The organism is Enterococcus sp. DIV1368f, from assembly GCF_051712245.1.
GTDB classification, from domain to species: domain Bacteria; phylum Bacillota; class Bacilli; order Lactobacillales; family Enterococcaceae; genus Enterococcus; species Enterococcus faecalis.
Window position 1 is genome coordinate 2,701,835 of the sequence record NZ_JBIOON010000001.1, and the last position, 21,759, is coordinate 2,723,593.

Consider the following 21,759-nt stretch of genomic DNA (forward strand, 5'->3'; position numbering starts at 1 on the left):
CTAGTTGACCAAGCCTTTTCCTTTCCGCTACAATAAGCATAACGAATCGGAGGAAAAAATATGTCGACAAAAAGCCAAGTCCTAACTTTATTGATGAAACAAACGCCCGCATTCCTTTCCGGCGAAGAGATGGCACAACGTCTGTCCTTATCTCGCACAGCTATTTGGAAAGCAATTAATGAATTGAAAAAAGATGGCTATCAAATTACTAGCGTGCAAAATAAGGGGTATCGCCTTGAAAAATCAGATGTCCTTTCTGCAGAAGGCATTCAGTTGGCGTTATGGTCACAAACACCGCCTTTAACAATTACCGTCCTAGAAACATCTGAATCTACCATGACCGATGCTAAGCGGGCGATTTTAGACCAAACGCCCGACAATACTTTGATTGTTGCTGACATGCAAGAAATGCCGCGGGGCAGGTTCGGCCGGCCGTTTTTCGCTACGCCAGGTAAAGGGATTTACATGAGCATGGTGCTTCAACCGAACCAAAATTTTGAAGAAATCGCTCAATATACTGTGATTATGGCCGTAGCGGTCGCTCGAGCAATGGATGCTCTGGCAGGCGTTCACACAGAAATTAAATGGGTCAACGACCTTTATTTAAATGGCAAAAAAGTTTGCGGGATTTTGTCGGAAGCCATGAGCAATGTGGAAACAGGGCAGATTTCTAATGTTATCATCGGCATGGGGATTAATTTTTCAATTACAGAAACCGAATTTCCTGAGGACATTCGGCAGAAAGTGACTTCCCTTTTCCCAGATGGTGAACCGACGGCGACGCGAAATGAATTAGTCGCCAACATTTGGAATCATTTTTACCAGATTTTAGACGAACGTTCAACGAAAGACTTTTTAGAAGAATACCGGCAACGCTCCTTTGTGATTGGCAAAGACGTCGCTTTTACCCAAAACGGGCAAGACTTCCGCGGCGTTGCGACAACCATTAATGGAAATGGAGAATTGATTGTCCAGTTGCCTGATGGCACGGCCAAAACGTTGTCTTCTGGAGAAATTAGTTTGGACCAGATTGGTGAATGGCGTCGAGGATAAGTGGGGAAGTTTAGAAAAAAGCAAGTGGGACATCAGTCGTTTTGACTGATGTCCCACTTGCTACTTCTGAAGATAATCAGCTGAACAAAAGCAGCCCCTTCGGAAATTTCTTCTTATTGGCTTTCTCATGTGAGCATTCGTCGCAGTTTAGCCTTCTTAAGTGTTGAGAAATACTATTTGCAAAGTAAATAGATGACATCTGCGATTACTCGATGTATTTGAGCCTTTGGAAGTGTTGAACAGAACCTACTTGGTTCTTGGTGCTAAGCACTTTTGTCTCAGCCGCATTATCTTGATACCTGATTATTGAACATTAACATCTATCGCTTGATAAAATGAATTAATCGTGTCATTGATATCCCAAACGGCATAAATAACATGGTATCCTTTCCTATCAGCGGGAATATTTATTCTGTGTGTTTCTGTATCATTGACCATAAATCCTTGACCAGGAGGTAAATCTTGACCGATTGGTTGCCCTACTATGCCAATCAGTTCCATTTCGTCCATCGTTAATGGTGCATTAGGATTCCATCCAGGTTTCGTCATATAGTATCTAAAACGATTGGTCTTATGTTTTGCCGTCATCACCCATTTAAAATTATTCTCTCCTGTTGTTATATTACTTTTTACCCAACGAGTGGCTGTTTGTTCATCTAGTTTGGAATAGCTTGCTAAGCCAGCTGAAGGCAACCTTCCATTTAATTGACCCGTGTCTAATAATTTAGTTGGCGCTTCAATTCCTTGGGGTGTCGTGATAATTTCTGGCTGTGAGCTGTCTTGACCAGGTCCCCATCCAAATCCGTTTGCTTCCGCATTTTTGACTCGACTGACTGGGCTATCAACATAGCCGTGTGCATAACTCTGCTGTGCATCTCCTAAAGCAAAAACACTGATCATCGTTGCGCCTACTGCAATTATGAATAACATCATTTTTTTCATGTATATCGCTCCCTTATAAGCAAAACCCTTCAAAAAACATGTAATCTTAATCAACTGAAACGTAAAATCTCCACAACATCATTTTTACTTTTTCGATAGCGACCATCAACTTTGTGCACAATTATTGTCGACATATTTATTTTAAATGAACTAGTAATTCAATAGCAACTGTTCGCCTTTTTTACTGAGAAAAACTTATAGCACTCTTATAAAAAATGTTTGTTTTTTAATTTATCATTATTGAACACCCAACTATTTATAGCGATTAACCGAGAACAGCCTTGCCCACTCTTTTTTTAGAATGCTCAAGTACTGTTTTTTTAACTGCTTCACTTCCCCACACCTTTAAATTTATTTAAAAAACAATAAATTTTCTTAAACTTCATTGTGAGAACCGCTGCATAAATTCTATACTTCTAGCGTTAGATAAAATAACCTTGTTAGGTGAGGCTCCTATCCAAACATAGGCTATTGCGCAGAAATGTCGAAAGACACCAATGTGTAAAACAGGAATGGTCGAATTAAGGCTCTTCTAAAAATAGCTAAGAGAAATCTTTACGTTGGATAGTGCTAAAGCTCAGACGATGAGAACCGATTGGCTTGCTGTGTCCTGTTTAGTCGCAAGCGCTTATTTACGATCGATGCTGGCTTAGTCTACTCTTTCAAGGGAAAAAGAAAGGGATTCTCATGCAAACATCGAATAAAAAATTTCCACTTTATGCCCTAACAACGCTTGGTTTTACTTTCCTCACTTTGTTAGTGGCGGCTAGTCCAAATTGGTTTCAACAAATGGACGAAGCTATTTATCACATCAAATGGCAATTAAATGCCCCACTTTTAACAGCGGTCAATCTGTTAGCAAAAACAGCCACGATTGGACCAATGCTGCTATTCTTCTTATTATTGATGGTTTACCTTTTACGCAAAAAAGAAAAAATCCTAGCCTTTTGGGCTGTCAGTAACCTATTAGCTGTCGGCTTTTTAGGGAGCGTTTTTAAACATGTGGTGGGTCGGGCTCGACCAAACCTAGGCGCTTTAGCTGACCGGAGCTCTGCTAGCTTTCCCAGCGGACATTCATTATTAGCAATGGCGCTAGTCTGTACGATTTTGATCATTTTGGCCTATCTTCATGTTGAAAAAACCAAAGGCATCAAAATTTTCTTACTCACTTATTTAGTTTTGATTGTGTTAGGTCGTTTAATCTTACGCGTTCATTATCCTAGTGATGTCATCGCTGGGATGCTCCTAAGTTATAGCTGGATCAACTTTTCATTTCAAATTGTTCAACGTTATTTGCCGGCACCTGAACCAGAGGAAGCAGAAGTACCGACACAACGCCGGCGCCGCCATTCTCGTAAAAGAAAAAGTTTATTCGTGGTCTTCAGTTTAACCCTTTTATTTTTAGGCTCACTTTCTGTTTCGGCTTACGGCGTCAGCATGTATCGCAATTTGCAAAAAACGGCGAATACCATGTATAAACCAAGAAAATCTTCCACGAAAAGTCCCGATTTAGCCAAAGGGGAACCGGTTAGTTTCTTAATTATGGGAATTGCGAATGACTCAAAACGCAAAACCGATTACCGCTCCAACGCCCTAATGGTGGTCACAGTGAATAATCAATTACAAAAAACTACCATCACTAGCATCCCGCGCGACTACTATGTGGAAATGGCTGGCACCAATGGCGAATACAATAAAATCAATGCGGCCCACGTTTTCGGTGGTGCCGATATGCAAATTAAAACGGTTGAAAATGTCTTGCACATCCCAATCAATCATTACTTTTCAATTGATATGGATGCTATGAAGGACCTTGGCGATGCGGTGGGCGGCGTCACTGTTGACAACGCCTTTGCTTTTGACGCTGAAGGGATTCATTATCCGAAAGGCAAACAGCATTTAGGGGGCTGGGAAGCTTTACAATACGCGCGCATGCGTTACGAAGACCCTGAAGGCGACTATGGTCGTCAACGCCGCCAACGAGAAGTTTTAATTGAATTAACCAACAAGTTACTTTCTTTTAACAGCTTGCTAAAATATCAAGAAATTCTGGACGTAATCGGCGAACATGGCGAAACCGACTTGTCCTTTGACCAAATGATGGCGATGCTAAAAAAATACACCCCCGCACTAAAAACGATTGAAACCGATCAATTAAAAGGCTACGATTACACTGGCGATGGCGTGACAGGGATTGAAGGTATTTCTTATCAACTTGTGGAAGAGAGTGAACGCCAACGTGTCGAAAATGCCATCAAAGAACAAATGAACCTCTCTACAAAAGACACTGAACAATCGCAATAAAGACTAAAAAGCAGCGTCCCTTAATGAAAGGGGCGCTGCTTAACTTTGGCTAGTTAGACGGTCATTTCAAAAATATTAATTTTTGTCACCGTTAGTAACGGCTCTACATCAGAGAAGTATGTTAGCGCATAGCTCTCTTTTCATTACCATTATAGTACAATTGCCTAAAAAATATATTGGAAACTAATTATTTTTTGTTTTACATAGTATACTCTAAGCGTAGAGAAGTTATGGCGGCGGCAAGCACAAAGGAACATGCGCTTTGCGACGAGAATCGCAACAAAGTGAGAAGCGTAGGAGCAGAGACTTTCCCTTTCGGTGGTGGTGCTTATGAATGTAAGTGCTAAAATCTATGAAAGGAGAGGCCTTTTGTCAGCATATGAAACAATTCAGACGATCCTAGGGTTTGGTATGTTTACCATTGCTTTGATTGCGCTGATTGTGAAATTGCTTAAAAATGACAAGAAAAAATAATAACGGGTCACCGTCTTAAACGGCTCTACATCAGAGAGATATGTTGGAAGCATATCTCTCTTTTCTTTATCATTATAGCACAACAACCCTAAAAAGACCATCAATAAAAAATGCCCGAGCCTTAGAAAAATAAGAGGCTCGGGCATTTTTATTTTATGGGCCTGTCACCAAATTCCAGGTGACTGCGGCTTGGTATTGTTGGCCAGCCATGCCTTGATTGGCTGGCACTTCTAGTTTGATGTTAGCAAACGTGAAGTCTAGTTGATAGACGTCACTACCTGTGAATTGTTGGTTTGCAACGACACTGGTTGCCACATTATTCGCCGTTAAGCTCAAAGAACTAGTCTTACCAACTGCTTTGATTTGTTCGGTTGCTTCGTTATAATTTGTAAAACTTGAAACATTCGCAGGACCTAATAATAAGCGAGTCGCTGGTGGCAGACTATCTGTAGTTGCTTTCGGTTGAGATAGTTGCGCTGTCATCTGCCAATTCGGTTGATTTTTCTTAATTCGCAAGTAAGGATTACGTGTACCATTTTCATAGTAATCGGCCGCTTTTTTCAAGCCTGATTGTTGGGTTGCACTAGCAATATTCATTTTTCCAAAATCAAAGGTTGGCACGCTGATAAAACCTTCTGCTGTTGGTGTAATTGTTCCTTGGGTGGTATCTGTTAGACGTAACGCATCCGCAGCGCTCACTGTCGCAAAATTCCCTGTGACATCAAGGGTTGCCGTCAAGCGTTGGTCTGATGTTCCTGAAATTTTGGTACCAACAAGCGTCACGTTGGCTGTTTGACCTGCCGGTATTTCAAGACCTGTTAAGCTGATTCCTTCAGACCAAGTAGTCGCCGTTACTGGATAAATTTTTGGTGATTGTCCTTCCAATTGGACAGAAAGTGACGTCGGCGTACCGATTCCTGCAGGCCAAGTGGTCGCTGGTTTCACTGTCAGCGTTTTAAGTGGTGCCAGGCTGGTATTTTTCAGTGTTGCCACCCAATCTATACTATCGCCATTGTTCACGACACGGTTGGTACTCGTTAAAGTTAAAGCAGCAGTCGGCGTTTCTTCTTCGTAGACCGCCGTCATATCGTCATTATCATCAAAAGTCACCTGATAAGTTGGCGTAGCCGTTGTGGTGAAGGCCGTTGGCTTTGTTTTGCCTTTATACCAACCAACAAACTTATAGGTTTTTTCCCCAACCGCATAAACGCTTGGTAAAGCTTTTGAAGCAGTATAAGTAAAAGGATCACTGGTGACTGTGACTTGATTATCTTGTGTAAAGCCTTGTGGCGGCGTGATTTTGGCGCCGCTTGTGTCAACAAACGTTTCCGTGACACGACGGTTGGTTGCGTAATAATAGATTGGTGCATCAGGATACATTTCGACCCCACCAATCGACGTCCCTGAACGAGAAATAGCTATTTTATATAGGTTTGAAAAGACTTGACCTGGCGCTTCCTCCCAAGCAAATTCTCTCATTTTATATTGCCCTTGGCTCATCTTTGAAACAGCAAAGTAAGGCGGTCCTGCACCACCGACATACTCATTACCACTAAAGGTAGCTTCAACGCGGCCTGCTACTGGATAGTTTTTTCCTTGATACGTTACTGGTTTTTCAAAAGAAATCTCTTGGTACATTTTTGGAATCGTAATCAGCGTGTTTTTCGTTCCATAATAAAACGACTGCTCTGTTAGTGTATGTTCTTTTTGCGGTACCGTTAAGGCTTTAAAGTTGTTTGCTGCAAGCACGGCAGACACATTACTTAAAACGGTTGAATTTCCTGCGGTTGATTCCACAATATCTGTCGTAATGTTAAAGTTCGCAGGATTCAATAACTGCCCATCTTCCCCGACAAAACCAAATGTAACAGTATTTCCGCCGTATTTGATTTCTTCATAAATGACGGTTAAATCATCGTTATCATCGAAAGTTGTATCATACTCAGGCGTTCGACTCGTTTCCAATACCTGAGGCTTAGTTTTACCTTTATACCACCCTTTGAAACGATAGGATTTATTGTTTAAAAAATAACTAAACGGCAATTCCTTCGACAATTTAAAATGGTAGGTATCACTGTCAATTACTGTTTGGTTTCCTTGGGTGAAGCCTGAAGGCATTGGCACTTCAGTGCCTGCTTCATCTACATAGTGTTCAGTCACGCGGCGATTCTCCAAGTAGTAATATATCGTATCGTCCGTTGTATAATACGCTGGTTGCGCTTCTGTCGTTGCCATACTTAAAGCTGAATTAAACATAGTCTTTGTTAAGTCAATGTCCCAATAAGTTCGACGCATGGGATAGCTATGTGGGACGCTGGTATTTTCCAAACGGTATCGCGAACCATCTGTTACAAGACGTTCGTCTGCTTTGTTGCCGATAAATCTTAATAAAGTTGTCGCCATAGGATAAGCTGTCGTTGAGCCTTTATAAAATAAACTCGGCGTTACGGTCGGAATTTTATAGCGCTTGGGAACGGTTAAACGAAAATCTCCTGTCCCAGAAAAAGCCATGTTGAGTTTGGGTACATATGTTAGCGTTTGGCTAGGAATAGTCAACTGTTTTAAATTACCAACATCAATACCTGTAGCTGTTCCCGTATTCTGGGCGACACCATTCATGATTGCCTTTAAATTAGTCGTCATATCAAACTCGGTGGGAGCGATTAATGCACCTTTTTCATCCACAAACCCAAAATTATATTTCACTTCAGGAATTGTAGTAGTCATTTCTTCCACTTCATCATAAAAAATATAGACACGATCATTGCCATCATAGGTTACATCAAAGTCAGGTCTTAAACTTGTATTTAAAGGCGTTGTTTTAGGGTCTGGTTTAGCACCGCCCTTATACCAGCCTTTAAATTTAAAATAGCGACCGCCAGAATGATAGGTTTCTGGAAAATCTTTGGGTGCTGTATAGTGATAGTTCTCTGAATCAACAAGCGTGGTTGAAAGAGCAGCCGAATAGCCCGTTGGATAAGCTGGTAAGCCGTTACCTTCTGCATCACTGTAATAAATATTCACACGGCGGTTGGGCACGTAATAGTAAACCGTGTCATCTGTAGTAAAATAATCATTGGCACCACTTGTCGTGGCCATACTAAAGCCATAAGCAAACTTAGTCTTTGATACATCACTTTGCCAAGCAACTTTGATAAACTCGTATTGCTTTGGAGTAGTCCTAACCAACCTAAAGCGCGTACCACTATCATCTGTTTCTGTTACTTCATTATTTGTAAGACGAACTCTCTTAGATTGAGCGATTGGAAATGTCGTACCTGTATGATAAGTTGTGGGGGACATTTGAGGTAAATCATAGTAACCAGGTAAACGAATTTGACTATTCTGAACCCCCGAATACCCTGTGTTTCCCGTACTATCATCATCAGCCAACGTCACTGACGGCACCGTCATTTCTTTAAGATTACCAACATTGTTTGTGACAACATTGCCAACTTTGCCAGAGGTACCTTGTGCTTCAACCTTCATGGTCTCGCCAGTAATCGTGACTTTAGCGGGATCGATATACTTACCCGCTTCATCAATAAACGCTAATTTATAAGTTTTGGCGGGAATAGCAAATGTACCTGCCGCTCGATTTTCTCGTTTGCTCCCTTGCTGTGGGTCAGGCAAAAAAGGAACAGGCTGATCAGGTTCAAATTTTTCAGAAAATTCTGTCACTGGCGGTTCTTCTGGTTGTATTTCTTCCGCCGTTGTCGTAATTGATGGAAGCACTGGTAGTCCCTGAAGGAGCGCTCCGCTTTCTGGTGATACATCCGCTTGAGGTTCTTCTGGTTGTGTTTCTTGAGTGATGCTTGTTGTGGTTATGGTTTCAGCAACTGCTGAAATACCATTAAGTGAACTTATTAATAAGGAACAACACAAAGCGGTTGCGAATACTTTTTTTACTTTTTGATTCATGCTATTCTCCTTTTAGTATGTATATTTTTATTAGTCTATGTACAGCTTTTTATTTTCTATATTATTCTATCAAAAAAGTCGTTCCCTGAAATTTCAAATTTTAATACGGTTAGTCGACTTTTCCAACGATTCCTGTTATATCAAGGTGGAAGAGCCTTTTTTTTTCGAAAAAACGCCTGAGTTCCAGGGAAAATCACCATTTTTCTCTTAATCTCCTGCGAAATTCCTTAATATTTACCACAAAAAACTCAAAATGTTAGTCACAAACACTAACATTTTGAGCTTTTCTCACAATTTCTTTACTATTAAAAAGCAAGTAAAAAGAAATGACTGCAGTTTAACTTCAGCTAGTTAGACAGTCATTTCAAAAAGACTATTTTTCGTTACCCTTCTTAACCGCTCTCTTGGCGTTTCTATTATGGCACAATGACCATAATCAGACTATCAATAAAAAATACTCGAGCCTCCTCTTTTTCTGAAGCTCGAGTATTTTTTATTTTTACGGGCCAGTTACTAAATTCCACGTAACTGCGGCTTGGTATTGTTGACCAGCCGTTCCTTGGTTGGCTGGTACTTCTAGTTTGATATTATCAAACGTAAAGTCCAGTTGATAGACATCACTACCGGTAAATTGTTGATTGGCAATAATGCTGGTTGCCGCATTATTTGCCGTTAAGTTAATAGCATTCGTGGTGCCAATTGCATTTTTCAACTCAGTTGGTTGATTATAATTGGAGAAACTTGAAACAGGAGCCGCGCCTAATAATAAGCGGGTCGCTGTCGGTAGACTATCAGTAGCTGATTTTGGTTGTGACAATTGTGCGGTTAAACTCCAATTCGGTTGGGTTTTGCTAATTCGGACATAGGGATTACGAGTACCGTTGCCATAGTAATCAGCGGCTTTCTTCAAACCATGTTGCTTCGTAACGCTAGCAACGCCAACTTGACCAAAATCGAAAGTTGGTACACTGATAAATCCTTCCCCAGTTGGTTCCTTTGTTTCTTGATCTAAATCTTTGATCCGAACAGTATCTGAGGCCGTCAGTTTGTTAAAGTTTCCTGACACTTCCACAGCGGCTTTTAGCACTTGGTTTGGTTGTCCAGTAACTTTTGTTCCTATGAGATTAATTGTTAGTTGCCCACCAACAGGAAGACTTTTGTCTAAAGGAATCTCAAAACCTGCTTCCCACTGTTCTTTCGTGATTGGTCGAACTTTCGTATTTTGACCAGTACCTAAAATAAACAGTTCCGTGGGTGTACTAATTCCAGACTCCCAGTCAGTGGTTGGTTTAATCTTAATTGAGGTTAATGGTGCTTCTCCCGTATTTTTGAGGAGCACTTCCCAATATTCCATGGTTCCGCCATTGTCAACGACATCGACTGCACCACGCATCGTTAAGTTAGCGCTGATGCTCGCTTCTTTGTAGACTGCTGTCATATCGTCATTGTCATCAAAGGTTGTGTCATACGTTGGCGTAGTGCTGGTGGTCAACGTGTTCGGTTTCGTTTTGCCTTTGTACCAACCTTGGAACAGATACGTCTTACCATCTGCTGTATAGCTAGTTGGTAAAGCTTTGGCAGCTGTGTACTTGAAGGTGTCGCTGGTCATCGGAATCTGGTTGCCTTGAGTGAAGCCAGTTGGTGGCGTGATTTTGGTACCTCTGGCATCCACGAAGTTCTCAGTGACCTTGCGATTGGTTAATTGATAGTAAATTGTTCCTACTGGTGTAAAATATTTTTCTAAATTATGTCGATTAGACGCTGCAAACAATCGACTGTATCTATAATTGGAACCATTAGTAACTTCGCTTATTTTAAATTGTGTCGCTGTCACTTTACTTAAACCATAATGCAATGGCGGATTATTGACTGGTTTACCGAGTGCATTATTTACAGTTAAATACTCATTCAACGTAGCTTGTGTATAGGCATTTCCTGTGTAAAGAGATATATTTTCATAAAATTTTGGAATAGTGATTCTCGTGTTGGTTGTTCCATAGTTATTCACTCCGCCTAAAGACACATCTGCTCTAATCGTTTTGGCGGGAATCGTCACCTGTTTGGTATTTCCTGAATTAGTTCCAGTAATTGATCCAAGCTTTGTATAAGTGGAATTAATTTCTTGTTGTAAATCAGTTGTTATTGTAAAAGGCGTTGGCGATATAATCGTTCCTGCTTCATTGACAAATTGGAAATTCACGGTTTTACTTGGAAATTTGTAGTCTTTAGCCGGGTCCACTTCATAAACAACATTCAAATCATCATTGTTATCATAAGTCACTGCGTAACTTGGTGTTTTCGTTGTTTTTAAGGTTGTTGGTTTGGTTTTGCCTTTGTACCAGCCTTTGAATTTGTAAGTCTTATCATTTGCTTTGTATGTGTCTGGTAAGGTACCACTTTGTTTGAAGGTGTACAGGTCACTATTAATTACCGTTTGTTTACCTTGGGTGAAGCCAGTTGGTGGCGTGATTTTCGTACCGCTGGCGTCCACGAAGTTCTCAGTGACCTTGCGATTGGTTAATTGATAGTAAATCGTCCCTACTGGTGTATAATATTTTTCTAAATTATATTGATTAGATGCTGCAAACAATCGACTGTATCTATAATTGGAACCATTAGTAACTTCGCTTATTTTAAATTGTGTCGCTGTCACTTTACTTAAACCATAATGCAATGGCGGATTATTGACTGGTTTACCGAGTGCATTATTTACAGTTAAATACTCATTCAACGTAGCTTGTGTATAGGCATTTCCTGTGTAAAGAGATATATTTTCATAAAATTTTGGAATAGTGATTCTCGTGTTGGTTGTTCCATAGTTATTCACTCCGCCTAAAGACACATCTGCTCTAATCGTTTTGGCGGGAATCGTCACCTGTTTGGTATTTCCTGAATTAGTTCCAGTAATTGATCCAAGCTTTGTATAAGTGGAATTAATTTCTTGTTGTAAATCAGTTGTTATTGTAAAAGGCGTTGGCGATATAATCGTTCCTGCTTCATTGACAAATTGGAAATTCACGGTGCTACTTGGGAATTTGTAGTCTTTAGAGGTCTCTTCGTACACTACATTCAAATCATCATTGTTATCATAAGTCACAGCATAGCTTGGTGTTTTCGTTGTTTTTAAGGTTGCTGGTTTGGTTTTGCCTTTGTACCAGCCTTTGAATTTGTAGGTCTTGCCATTCGCTTGGTAAGTGTCTGGTAATGCTTTAGCACTTGTATAAGTGAAATTGTTATTTGTCATTGGTGTTTTCTTATTTTGGGTAAACCCTGTTGGTGGTGTAATTGCCACGCCTGTTCCATCAACAAATTTTTCGGTGACTTGTTTTCGAGTGACTTTGTAAACCAATTTTGTTTTGATTGTATTTGTCCCATCAAAACCACGTAATAAAATAGACTCATAACCTGGAGCTACCTTCCCAGGAAAGCCACCACTTGTAATCGATAAGTTATGTGGTTGGACTATTTCAAAAGAACCCAGCGTATTTATTTTGAATGTGCCGTCTCTACCACTGTACAAGGTATATTCCTCTACTATGCCGTCCTCAATACTGTTGTCAAAAATTCCTGTAGTTATATTATGTCCTTTATATATATAGACAGGCCAGTAATTACTTGTCGAAGCATACTTAATGCTATCCACAAATTTCAAGGACGTTACAATCCTTAATTTATCTACTACAAATGATGCAAAGTACTTGTTGATACCATACTTTTCTATCATTTGTGGAGTCAAGGGAAAGCCCTCATTATTATTGATACTTAAAATATAGGACCCCGTACCATTTGCCTGAGCCGACAGTTTATTATAAGGTGCAGGTAATGCAACTGGTGCCCCATCTATACCACCATATTGTGCTATATAATTTCCCGAAAAAGATAAGGGTGTTGTAAACGGTGCGCCGGTTTCATCCACAAAATCATACTGAACTTTCGGATAAACAACTGTTTTTAACGGAATCCCTCTTGACTCGATTTTGGGTAGGTTTTTTTCTAAGGATGACGTTGTAGCCTCGGTTGGTTGCGCGACTTCTTTTTGATTGTTTTCTTCTGAGGTATCCTGCGATGTAGCTTCCGTTTCTTTATGCTCTTGTTGATTTTTTGCTTCTTTTGTTTGTTCTGTTTGTTCTACTTTTGTTTTTTTCTCTGTTTCTGTTGTTTCACTTGCCACTGTTTCTGCCGTCGGACTACTTTCAATCGTCACAGTTTCGGCAATAGCCGTAATTCCTGTGAATGAATTGGCTAATAACGAGCAACATAATCCCAATGTTGCTAAGTGTCTAAACTTGATCTGTTTCATGCTGCCCCTTCTTTCTATGTACCATTCCCACCAGGCCAATTAAGGCTAAGCCGAGAATGCTAAGATTTACCTGACTCTTGCTCCCTGTGCTAGGGAGCTGCGAGCCAGTCGTGGTGGCTTGTGCCGAACCACCACCTGAATGACCTCCTTGTGGAGTGCCAGCTTGTCCCTTTGCTTTCCCCTGCGGACTAGCGGCTGGCGCATCTGTTTTCGGCGAGGGCTTTTTGGGAGCGACTTTCGCTGGATCTTTTCGATAGAATTCCACCCCCACCGAACTAGAACCACCATCAGATGCTTCAACATTTATAAAAAAACTAGGGGAAAATAGTAGGCACGCAATAATTAAATAACGCTTTTTTTTCATTTTAAAACCTCCTTTTAAATCAACAACAGATTTGAGCTGGTGTTTATCGAATGCTCAAACAACCTTTTTTCATACCTCTATAATAACAAAGAAACCCCTTTGAGAAATTGACGATTTTTACGCACCCCATGCGAATTTTTTGAAATATATTGACAGAACAGCGTTTACAGGCATGTTATTTAATTATCGACCAACAGGAATATTGTTTCCCACCTGTTTTTCTCTGAAACCACTCTTTCAAAGTTTAATTTTTTGTCCTTTTTAACGAGAAAAGCTCAAAATGTTAGTGTCGACCACTAACATTTTGAGCTTTTCTTAACTATTTTGAAGAAACTTCTTGAAAAAAAACAAGATTTTTTTCGCATTCTGCGCACTTTTTTAGAGTTTAACCAATCAAGGCACTGATTAATAGCCCTAAGGCATAGGTGCCATTGAAAACCAGTAAGTTCTTAATGGAATGGCGGAAACTTTTCGGCTGCGGCAATTCTTGCTTAAACGTTTGAATATTTTTCCAAATGACTGGCAGAGTGGCAAACGTGATTAACACAGGCCATTGATAAATACCACTAATGAAGCCAAATAAAATCACCAGATAACCTGCTAACGCTAATACTTGAAACAGGACAATCCCTGCTGGGCGCCCGATGTAATAGACTAACGTATAACGGTGGTTCTCAATATCCGTATCTAAGTCTCGTAAATTATTGGCGAGCATGATGTTAGCAATCGAACAAACCAAGGGCAAGGAAGCCACGACAATCGCAAGCACCGCCCAGAGATTGCCGTCTAAGCGAAAGGCGCCACTGGCGAAATCAACCGTTAAGTAAAACGGCGGCTTGGTGACGACGTTCAAGTAAACGGTTAAGACGAAGATGCCTAAGCCCATCGTGAAGCCACTGAAAATTTCTCCCAAGGGCATGCGGGATAACGGAATCGGTCCATACGTGTAGAAAATCCCGATGAAGCAGCAAATCCCGCCTAACACAAGGAAGAGCCAACCGGTTTGAACCGTTAAGTACGCACCCACAACGGCAGTGAAGGCAATCATGGCGAAAATCATGTTGCGAACTAGTTGTGGTGAAACGCCTGATTGTCCGATAATATTTTCTTCATATTTATAGACGTCTGATTTAGCTTTTTTGAAGTCCATGTAATTATTAATGGCAGTGGTGGCCATATCAAAGACCACCATGCCAATGAAGAAAACCAGCGTGTTGCCCCACTGAACTTCCCCAAAATAGGTCATTGAAAACAAGACCCCGATGATAAAGGGAAAGAGACTGGCTAGCTTCGTCTGAATTTCCACTACTTTTAAAAACACATTTAAAGACATTTTTAGTCGCTCCTTATTTCAAATCGGCCCGATTCCCCATCGTATAGCCAGAGTCTTTGCCGATTTCAAAGTTGCCTTCGATATCTTTGCTGATGTAGACTTTGTCGTCTTTTGTGACGAAAATGGCATCGGTTCCTTTCAGACTTTCGACATATTCTAGTCCTTTTTTGACGCCCATTGAGAAGACGGCTGTTGAGAGACCATCACCATCGATGGATTTGTCGGTGATAATGGTGACACCCGCGATGTCGTTATCAAACGGATAGCCAGTTTCACGATCAAAGAGATGGTGGTAGGTTTTGCCATCGACTTTTAAGTAGCGTTCATAAATTCCTGATGTGACTAAGGTTTTGTTGCTTTCTTTGACTTGACCTAAAACAGTGTTGCGGGCTTTATTCGGATCTTGAATGCCGACTGTCCAGTCCATGTCTTTGCCACGCGGGCTGTGTCCTAAGACGTAAACATTCCCACCTAAATCGACGATAGCAGTGGTAACGCCGTTGTCTTTCAGAACTTTCACGACTTCATCGGTAATGAAGCCTTTGGCAATTGCGCCTAAATCCAATTGCATGCCTTTTTCTTCAAGGTAAACGGTTTGCTCTTTGTCGTTGAATTTGACTTTCGTGTAATCGACAAGTTTCAAGGCTTGATCAATTTCAGCTTGGCTTGGTTTGCGGGCATCATCGAAGCCAATGTGCCACATAGAGGTGATTGGGCCAATTGCCATGTCAAAGCCGCCGCGGGAGTCTTTGCTATATTCATAGGCTTTTTTCAATAAAGGATACAGGTCATCTGAGACTTTGACTGGTTTCACGCCTGCTTCTTGGTTGATTTCATCAATTTCTGAACCTGGTTGGTTGACGGTGATTTTATCGCCTAGTTCTTTGACACGGGCAAAGGCTTTCGGTAAGACGTCTTCTTTGCCATCATCGTAGATGCGAATTTGAACGTAGGTACCAAGCATTGTTTGACGGTCAGAATATGGTTCTGTATTAATTTTCGCTTCTGGTTTTGAGGAACAAGCAGCTGCCACAAACAGCACTGCTAGAACACTCACCATGAGCAGAAGTTTCTTTTTCATAGGATTCCCTCTTCTTTCCTTCTTTAATTAAAAAATAAGTTCTCTTGCATAGTAGCCTTTTTTGGAAAAAATGAAAAGACTTTCTCTTGGAAATTCACAAATTTCTGTGAAAAAAATTTGTGAAACGATGGACAGAACTAGCGAAGAAAAAGGGGCGGGAAAGTCAGCTAACCGACTTTTTCCCAACCCCTCAATGGTGTCAAGCAATTGCTGAAAAGCGTTTCAGGAACTACTTCACGATTCATTTATTATTACTTATTTTGTTACGATGTTGTCAACAACGATTTCAGTTGTGTCGCCTTTTTCAGCAGCGTTCACTAATTGTTGTGCGTAGTTGATGAATGAATGTGTGCTGTGTGTTGCACCAGTTACTACTTCAACACCTGCAGGTGAGCCGTCTTCTTCGCCCATTGCTTTAACAAATTCTTTGTTTAATGTTTCGATATATTCTTTTGGTCCAACGCCAGCAACGTCTTTCATTTTGCTTTCGTATTCAGTGTCATCTTTTTTAGATTTGCCGTCAGCGTTCACGTTATCGTAGTTAGATTCAGTCACTTTACCATCTTTCACAGTCATTGAGAATGTTGTGTGGTAGCCGTTTGAGTCATTTTTTTCTTTCAATGAGTACGTACCATCTTTCAATGTTGCCCCATTGTCGATTTCGATTGTGTCTGTGTTACCAGCTTGTGCGGCTTGGATTAATTGTTGTGCGTAGTTTTGGAATGATTCAGATGAATGAGTCGCACCAGTTACTACTTCCACACCGCTTGCGCTTTGTGCTTTAACAAAAGAATCGTTTAATTGTTTGATGTATTCTTTTGGTCCAACACCAGATTTTGCTTTCATGCTTTCTTCATACTTAGTGTCTTCTGTTTTAGATTTGCCGTCAGCATTGATGTTGTCATATTTAGATTCAGTGATTTTGCCGTCTTTTACAGTCATTTCAAAGACTGCACGGTAACCATTTTTTTCATTTTTTTCTTCTAATTTATACGTACCATCTTTTAAATCGCCACCGGCAACTTTTTTCGCTGGTGCTGATGATTCAGTTGATTTTTTCGTTTCTGAAGATGCTGCGCTAGAAGAGTTCGTTGTGTTGTCTTTCTTGTCTGCGCCACAGCCTGCTAATACTAAACTAAATAATGCAATTGCCGCAAAACCTTTAACAAATTTATTCACTTTCATTGATAGTCACCTTTTCTTTCATGATTTTCACAAACATTAAAAGTTTGTGATACATTACACATTATAATGGTTTTAAAAACGTTGTCAAGACCATCCCCTAAAAATATTTACATTTCGGTCTTTTTTTCATCAAAAACTCATCGTTGGAGTAAATTTGTTGACAATTAAAATTTATATTAGACAAATTCGTGAAATACTTATATAATGTTAGTCGATTGTGTACTTATTAATCATTATCACTATTTTACTACTTACAATATTAAGGAGCGGATTGTCAATGACAAAGCAAAATATTGTCGTTGTAGGTGCTGGGTATGCTGGCGTTTCAGCTACTAAATTTCTAGCAAAGAAATTTAAAAAAGATACGGACGTAACAATCACATTGATTGATCGCCATTCTTACCACACTATGATGACCGAATTGCATGAAGTAGCAGGCGGACGTGTTGAACCAGAAGCAATTCAATACGACTTACAACGTTTGTTCTCACGCAAGAAAAACGTAAAATTAGTAACAGATACTGTTACTGGGATCGACAAAGAAAACAAAGTTGTGAAAACTTTAGCAGGTTCTTATCCATTTGACCAGTTAATTCTGGGTATGGGTGGCGAACCAAACGACTTTGGAACACCAGGCGTGAAAGAAAATGGTTTCACCTTATGGTCATTTGATGATGCAGTGAAAATTCGTCATCACATTGAAGCAACCGTTGCTAAAGCAGCCATCGAACCAGATGCTGAAGTACGCAAAGCAATGTTAACATTCGTTGTCTGTGGTTCTGGTTTTACTGGGATCGAAATGGTCGGCGAATTAATCGACTGGAAAGATCGTTTAGCGAAAGATGCCAAAATTGATCCAGACGAAATTACATTAATGGTTGTTGAAGCAATGCCAACCATCTTAAACATGTTATCTCGTAACGATGCTGCCAAAGCAGAACGTTATCTAGAAAAGAAAAATGTTCAATTATTATTGAACTCACCAATCGTTGAAGTTGCAGCAGATCACATTAAATTAAAAGATGGTTCTGAAGTACCAACGCATACGTTAATCTGGACAGCTGGTGTGAAAGCAACTTCTGATGCCGCTGACTTTGGTTTAGAAGCAGCACGTGGTAGTCGTTTAGTTGCGAATGAATACATGCAAGCAAAAGGTTACGAAGACAAAAACATTTATATCATTGGTGACTTGGTTTATTACGAAGAAACACCAAATACACCAACTCCTCAAATCGTTCAAGCAGCTGAACAAACAGGTCATACTGCGGCTGCCAACATCGTTGCAGATATTAAAGGCGGCGAAAAACACGCCTTTAAAGGAAACTACCAAGGATTCATGGTTTCCATCGGCGCGAAATGGGGCGTTGCCAACTTATTCGATAAAATTCATTTGAGTGGTTTCTTAGCCATCATTATGAAACATATCGTTAACTTGAAATACTTCTTTGATATTCGTTCTGGTTACTACATGTTCCAATACATTATGCACGAAATCTTCCATATTAAAGATGATCGTTCTGTTGCTCGCGGACATACGTCTCGTTACGGCAATGTCTTGTGGAGTGTTCCGCTACGTGTCTTCTATGGTATGGTTTGGTTAGTCGAATCAATGAAGAAAATTGTCGGCAACGGCGATTACTTGAAACCAAGCACTTGGTTTGGTGATGGTTCTTGGTTCACAGATAAAGTCGTTTTCCCATTCCCTTGGTTACAAGAACAAGTAACAACAGGTGCTTCTCAAGCAACTGAAACAGCAACAACTGCTGCAAGTGGTGCGGCGGATGCGGCGGCAAGCGGTGGTGCCGATGCGGCAACACAAGCAGCGCACTTTGGTTTAAGCTACGCTTACGGCGAAACACCAATGCAAGTGTTTGATCACATGCCTAAATGGTTCGAAAGCGTAATGAAATTTATGATGCCAAACCAAGAAGTTGCTTTGTTCATGCAAAAATTCATGACAATCGTTGAAGTATGTATTGCTTTAGCATTGATTGCTGGTTTATTCACTTGGTTATCAAGTGCTGCTACAATTGGTTTAACAATTGCCTTCTGTTTATCTGGCATGTTCTATTGGGTAAATATCTGGTTTATCTTTGTCGCTTTTGCTTTGATGAACGGTTCAGGCCGTGCTGTCGGTTTAGACCGCTGGGTAATTCCATGGATTCAACGCAAACTTGGTAAAGCGTGGTATGGTACCCCGAAAGCTAGATACGGCGGTAAGTAAGCAATCGATAATCGATTGACAACTACGAGCAAAAGCTGAGACACATGTCTCCAGCTGACTATCATAGGATTTAGTATGTGGGACAGCAGTCAAGCATGACTTTTGTCCCACATATTTTCTTTTATATAATATGGTGGCTCAACTGAGGTCGGGACAGAATCGTTTAGCTCCGAGAAATAAGAAGAAATTTCCGAAAATTGCTCTTTAATTTTTGGGGAATTTCGGCTTATTTCCGAAGGAGTTGGTTCTGTTCCCGCCGTTTATCAGTTTTTGAGCTTGGAACAAAAATTCAAAATAATTTTTGTTCCAAGCTCGTTCACTGTGTTATGATAGACAAGAAAAAAACACCAAAGGAGAGAGAAGAAAATGACGATCAAAGAATTCATTAAGAAAAGTCGCTTGAAAACATGGGACGTTATTATTATTGCTGTTTTAGTTCTTGGTTCTTTTCTGCCCCTTGTTGTTTTTGCCATGCAAAACCGTGGTCAAGAAGCGGCTACGTATCAAGCAGTCTTGAAAGTAGACAACAAAGTAATCAAAGTCTTTGATTTAAAAAAGGACGGCCCGCATTATACATATAAATACGAAGCAAAAGACGGTGATTACAACCTGATTGAAGTAGATGGTGATCGTATCCGCGTGAAGGAAGCCAACTGTGCTGACTTAGTGGATGTTCGGCGAGGCTGGATTTCCAAACCTGGTGAAACCCCGATTGCCTGTCTGCCCCACAATTTGTTTATCACCGTGGAAGCTTCTGATGGGAGTGAAGACGGTAGCTTAATTTATTAAGCACGACAACTATGAGCAAATTACACAAGAATATTTATATTGCTATGCTCGTTGCCCAAGGGGTCATTATTGGTTTAATCGAAAATATGATTCCTTACCCTTTCGCATTTGCTCCTGGGGCAAAGCTCGGTCTAGCAAATTTAATTACCATTATTGCGATTTTCACCATGCGTAAGCGTGATAGTTTTTTCCTGGTCTGTTTACGTTTGATTTTAACGACATTACTGGGCGGCACACTTTCGACCTTTTTCTATAGTGCCAGTGGTGCCTTATTAAGTTATTTCGGCATGTTGCTTGTCAAACAGCTGGGTCCAAAACGGGTCAGTATCATTGGGATTAGTGCCGTTGGTGGTTTCTTACACAACGTTGGTCAGTTGCTAACGACCTCTTTCTTTGCTCATTCGTGGGCGCCGATGCTGTACTTACCATTTCTATCTCTGTTTGGGTTACTTTCGGGGATTGCCATTGGGATTGCCGCTAATTATTTACTACAACATGTCCAGACGTTACGAAAATTCCAACTAAATTATGAACAAACAACGAAACATAAGTGGAGTCAATTTTTCTAATTGAAAACCTGTCCGCCACAATTAAAGGAGTCATCTTATGAATATACATCCTATGTGGAATACCTATCCTACGTTATCAAAAGAATTAACAACTACTCTTCGCTTGATGGAACAAGCGGTTCAAATCGATAATCAAGAGATTCAAGCTGCTGTCCATGACATGATTCATTCTGGCGGCAAATTGCTACGTCCAGCCTACCAACTGTTGTTCTCTTATTTTGGTGAACAGCGGGACCCTAAAAAGGCGACAGCGTTAGCGGCTTCCATTGAATTACTGCATACCGCCACGTTAGTTCACGACGATATTGTCGACGAAGCCGATACGCGTCGTGGCTTGCCAACATTGCGTTCGCGCTTTGGGAATAGCACAGCCGTGTATACAGGCGATTATCTTTTTGTTTGCTGTTTCAAGCTCTTATCTGATTATTCTTCTTCATTAAAAAGCATTCAATTAAATTCGCGCAGTATGGAAAAAGTCCTGACTGGTGAGCTTGGTCAAATGGACAATCGCTATAATTTCGAGGTAACAATTGACCAATATTTAAAAAACATTTCCGGGAAAACTGCGGAACTGTTTGCGCTAAGTTGTTTTGTCGGTGCCTATGAAAGTGGCACCTCCCAACGTTTTGCCAAACGTTGTGGTGAAATCGGCGAAAATATCGGACTGGCTTTTCAAATTATTGATGATATTTTGGACTATACACAAACTGCTGATGCTATCGGCAAACCCGTCTTAGAAGACGTACGTCAAGGCGTGTATTCTTTGCCCTTGATTTATGCACTTGAAGCCAATCGTGAAGTCTTGTTGCCACTTTTAATGAAAAAAGAAGCCTTGACCGATGAAGAAACACAGGAAATTTATCGTCTTGTCCATGAACTAGGTGGCGTAGAAAAGGCCCAACAATTAGCCACTCATTACACAGAAAAAGCGCTGAAAGAAATCAGCAAACTTCCTGAAACAAAGGCCCAAGCGAAAGAACAATTGTATGAAATTACACAAACGATTTTGACAAGAGAAAATTAAAGAAGCCGCTAAATCCTATTGAGGATTTAGCGGCTAGCTTTTTAGGTGATACCTTGGTATAATAAACACGAAGAGAGCGTACTAGACATACGCTCTCGGGTAGACCGTTTAAGACGGTAGCTTGATTTTAATACGGAAATAAACCCGTCAATCCTTGCTAAAGATTATGACGGGTTTATTTTTTGTCGTTTTTATT

15 protein-coding genes and 1 riboswitch are annotated in these 21,759 nt (G+C 40.5%); of the genes, 8 read left to right on the forward strand and 7 right to left on the reverse strand.

All coding sequences use genetic code 11. The features are described from left to right. The first annotated feature begins 60 nt into the window (after window positions 1-60). Window positions 61-1,053 (forward strand): biotin--[acetyl-CoA-carboxylase] ligase, encoded by a 993-nt coding sequence (locus IGL07_RS13135; RefSeq protein WP_010817727.1) that lies wholly within the window; start codon window positions 61-63, stop codon window positions 1,051-1,053. Window positions 1,054-1,356: 303 nt separating this feature from the next. Here the strand turns inward: IGL07_RS13135 and IGL07_RS13140 are convergent, their stop codons facing one another. Next, window positions 1,357-1,995 carry a lytic polysaccharide monooxygenase gene (locus IGL07_RS13140; protein ID WP_002375448.1) on the reverse strand — a complete coding sequence of 213 codons (639 nt, stop codon included), beginning with the start codon at window positions 1,993-1,995 and terminating at the stop codon, window positions 1,357-1,359. A gap of 429 nt (window positions 1,996-2,424) precedes the next feature. Continuing rightward, window positions 2,425-2,591: riboswitch (M-box (ykoK) riboswitch) on the forward strand. 91 nt (window positions 2,592-2,682) lie between these two features. Here IGL07_RS13140 and IGL07_RS13145 point away from each other — a divergent pair. Further along, on the forward strand, window positions 2,683-4,299 hold the full coding sequence (locus IGL07_RS13145; protein ID WP_010817728.1) for a phosphatase PAP2/LCP family protein: 1,617 nt from the start codon (window positions 2,683-2,685) through the stop codon (window positions 4,297-4,299). Window positions 4,300-4,629: 330 nt separating this feature from the next. After that, complete coding sequence (pepG1, locus tag IGL07_RS13150) at window positions 4,630-4,773, forward strand: type I toxin-antitoxin system toxin PepG1 (RefSeq protein WP_002415596.1); 144 nt, start codon at window positions 4,630-4,632, stop codon at window positions 4,771-4,773. A gap of 153 nt (window positions 4,774-4,926) precedes the next feature. Here pepG1 and IGL07_RS13155 read toward each other — a convergent pair whose 3' ends face one another. The 6 genes from IGL07_RS13155 to pplA all read right to left on the reverse strand — a co-directional run bounded on the left by IGL07_RS13155 (window position 4,927) and on the right by pplA (window position 16,957). Then, the gene (locus IGL07_RS13155) at window positions 4,927-8,694 is read right to left on the reverse strand and encodes a WxL domain-containing protein (protein WP_010817729.1); all 3,768 of its coding nucleotides are present in this window, start codon (window positions 8,692-8,694) and stop codon (window positions 4,927-4,929) included. Window positions 8,695-9,193: 499 nt separating this feature from the next. Next, window positions 9,194-12,994 (reverse strand): WxL domain-containing protein, encoded by a 3,801-nt coding sequence (locus tag IGL07_RS13160; RefSeq protein ID WP_202578181.1) that lies wholly within the window; start codon window positions 12,992-12,994, stop codon window positions 9,194-9,196. Further along, on the reverse strand, window positions 12,975-13,358 hold the full coding sequence (locus IGL07_RS13165) for an LPXTG cell wall anchor domain-containing protein (RefSeq protein WP_195526218.1): 384 nt from the start codon (window positions 13,356-13,358) through the stop codon (window positions 12,975-12,977). Before IGL07_RS13165 ends, IGL07_RS13160 begins: the two co-directional genes overlap by 20 nt. Window positions 13,359-13,743: 385 nt before the next feature. Next, window positions 13,744-14,691: a 1,4-dihydroxy-2-naphthoate polyprenyltransferase gene (menA, locus tag IGL07_RS13170; RefSeq protein WP_010817733.1), complete on the reverse strand. Its 948-nt coding sequence runs from the start codon at window positions 14,689-14,691 to the stop codon at window positions 13,744-13,746. Window positions 14,692-14,704: 13 nt separating this feature from the next. Further along, on the reverse strand, window positions 14,705-15,772 hold the full coding sequence (locus tag IGL07_RS13175) for an FAD:protein FMN transferase (protein WP_002354751.1): 1,068 nt from the start codon (window positions 15,770-15,772) through the stop codon (window positions 14,705-14,707). Window positions 15,773-16,027: 255 nt separating this feature from the next. Next, a complete protein-coding gene (gene pplA / locus IGL07_RS13180) occupies window positions 16,028-16,957 on the reverse strand; it encodes an extracellular electron transfer flavoprotein PplA (protein ID WP_002368513.1) in 930 nt (309 codons plus the stop codon). 277 nt (window positions 16,958-17,234) lie between these two features. Between pplA and IGL07_RS13185 the strand changes: the two genes are divergently transcribed. From IGL07_RS13185 to IGL07_RS13205, 5 genes are all read left to right on the forward strand, one after another. Then, window positions 17,235-19,181: an NAD(P)/FAD-dependent oxidoreductase gene (locus tag IGL07_RS13185; RefSeq protein ID WP_002354747.1), complete on the forward strand. Its 1,947-nt coding sequence runs from the start codon at window positions 17,235-17,237 to the stop codon at window positions 19,179-19,181. A 197-nt stretch (window positions 19,182-19,378) separates the two neighbouring features. Beyond that, the gene (locus tag IGL07_RS13190; RefSeq protein ID WP_075575622.1) at window positions 19,379-19,570 is read left to right on the forward strand and encodes a hypothetical protein; all 192 of its coding nucleotides are present in this window, start codon (window positions 19,379-19,381) and stop codon (window positions 19,568-19,570) included. Continuing rightward, a complete protein-coding gene (locus IGL07_RS13195; protein ID WP_002358956.1) occupies window positions 19,548-19,970 on the forward strand; it encodes a NusG domain II-containing protein in 423 nt (140 codons plus the stop codon). Before IGL07_RS13190 ends, IGL07_RS13195 begins: the two co-directional genes overlap by 23 nt. A gap of 11 nt (window positions 19,971-19,981) precedes the next feature. Continuing rightward, complete coding sequence (locus IGL07_RS13200) at window positions 19,982-20,539, forward strand: Gx transporter family protein (RefSeq protein WP_002354743.1); 558 nt, start codon at window positions 19,982-19,984, stop codon at window positions 20,537-20,539. Window positions 20,540-20,576: 37 nt separating this feature from the next. Beyond that, a complete protein-coding gene (locus IGL07_RS13205) occupies window positions 20,577-21,563 on the forward strand; it encodes a polyprenyl synthetase family protein (RefSeq protein WP_002358954.1) in 987 nt (328 codons plus the stop codon). The last annotated feature ends 196 nt before the right edge of the window (window positions 21,564-21,759 follow it).

Bases quoted from the DNA above. Each gene is read 5' to 3' on its own strand.
- IGL07_RS13205 (WP_002358954.1), top strand. From the start codon at position 20,577: ATGAATATACATCCTATGTGGAATACCTATCCTACGTTATCAAAAGAA.
- IGL07_RS13200 (WP_002354743.1), top strand. From the start codon at position 19,982: ATGAGCAAATTACACAAGAATATTTATATTGCTATGCTCGTTGCCCAA.
- IGL07_RS13155 (WP_010817729.1), bottom strand. From the start codon at position 8,694: ATGAATCAAAAAGTAAAAAAAGTATTCGCAACCGCTTTGTGTTGTTCC.
- pplA (WP_002368513.1), bottom strand. From the start codon at position 16,957: ATGAAAGTGAATAAATTTGTTAAAGGTTTTGCGGCAATTGCATTATTT.
- IGL07_RS13135 (WP_010817727.1), top strand. From the start codon at position 61: ATGTCGACAAAAAGCCAAGTCCTAACTTTATTGATGAAACAAACGCCC.
- IGL07_RS13165 (WP_195526218.1), bottom strand. From the start codon at position 13,358: ATGAAAAAAAAGCGTTATTTAATTATTGCGTGCCTACTATTTTCCCCT.
- IGL07_RS13185 (WP_002354747.1), top strand. From the start codon at position 17,235: ATGACAAAGCAAAATATTGTCGTTGTAGGTGCTGGGTATGCTGGCGTT.
- pepG1 (WP_002415596.1), top strand. From the start codon at position 4,630: ATGAATGTAAGTGCTAAAATCTATGAAAGGAGAGGCCTTTTGTCAGCA.
- menA (WP_010817733.1), bottom strand. From the start codon at position 14,691: ATGTCTTTAAATGTGTTTTTAAAAGTAGTGGAAATTCAGACGAAGCTA.
- IGL07_RS13195 (WP_002358956.1), top strand. From the start codon at position 19,548: ATGACGATCAAAGAATTCATTAAGAAAAGTCGCTTGAAAACATGGGAC.
- IGL07_RS13160 (WP_202578181.1), bottom strand. From the start codon at position 12,994: ATGAAACAGATCAAGTTTAGACACTTAGCAACATTGGGATTATGTTGC.
- IGL07_RS13175 (WP_002354751.1), bottom strand. From the start codon at position 15,772: ATGAAAAAGAAACTTCTGCTCATGGTGAGTGTTCTAGCAGTGCTGTTT.
- IGL07_RS13145 (WP_010817728.1), top strand. From the start codon at position 2,683: ATGCAAACATCGAATAAAAAATTTCCACTTTATGCCCTAACAACGCTT.
- IGL07_RS13140 (WP_002375448.1), bottom strand. From the start codon at position 1,995: ATGAAAAAAATGATGTTATTCATAATTGCAGTAGGCGCAACGATGATC.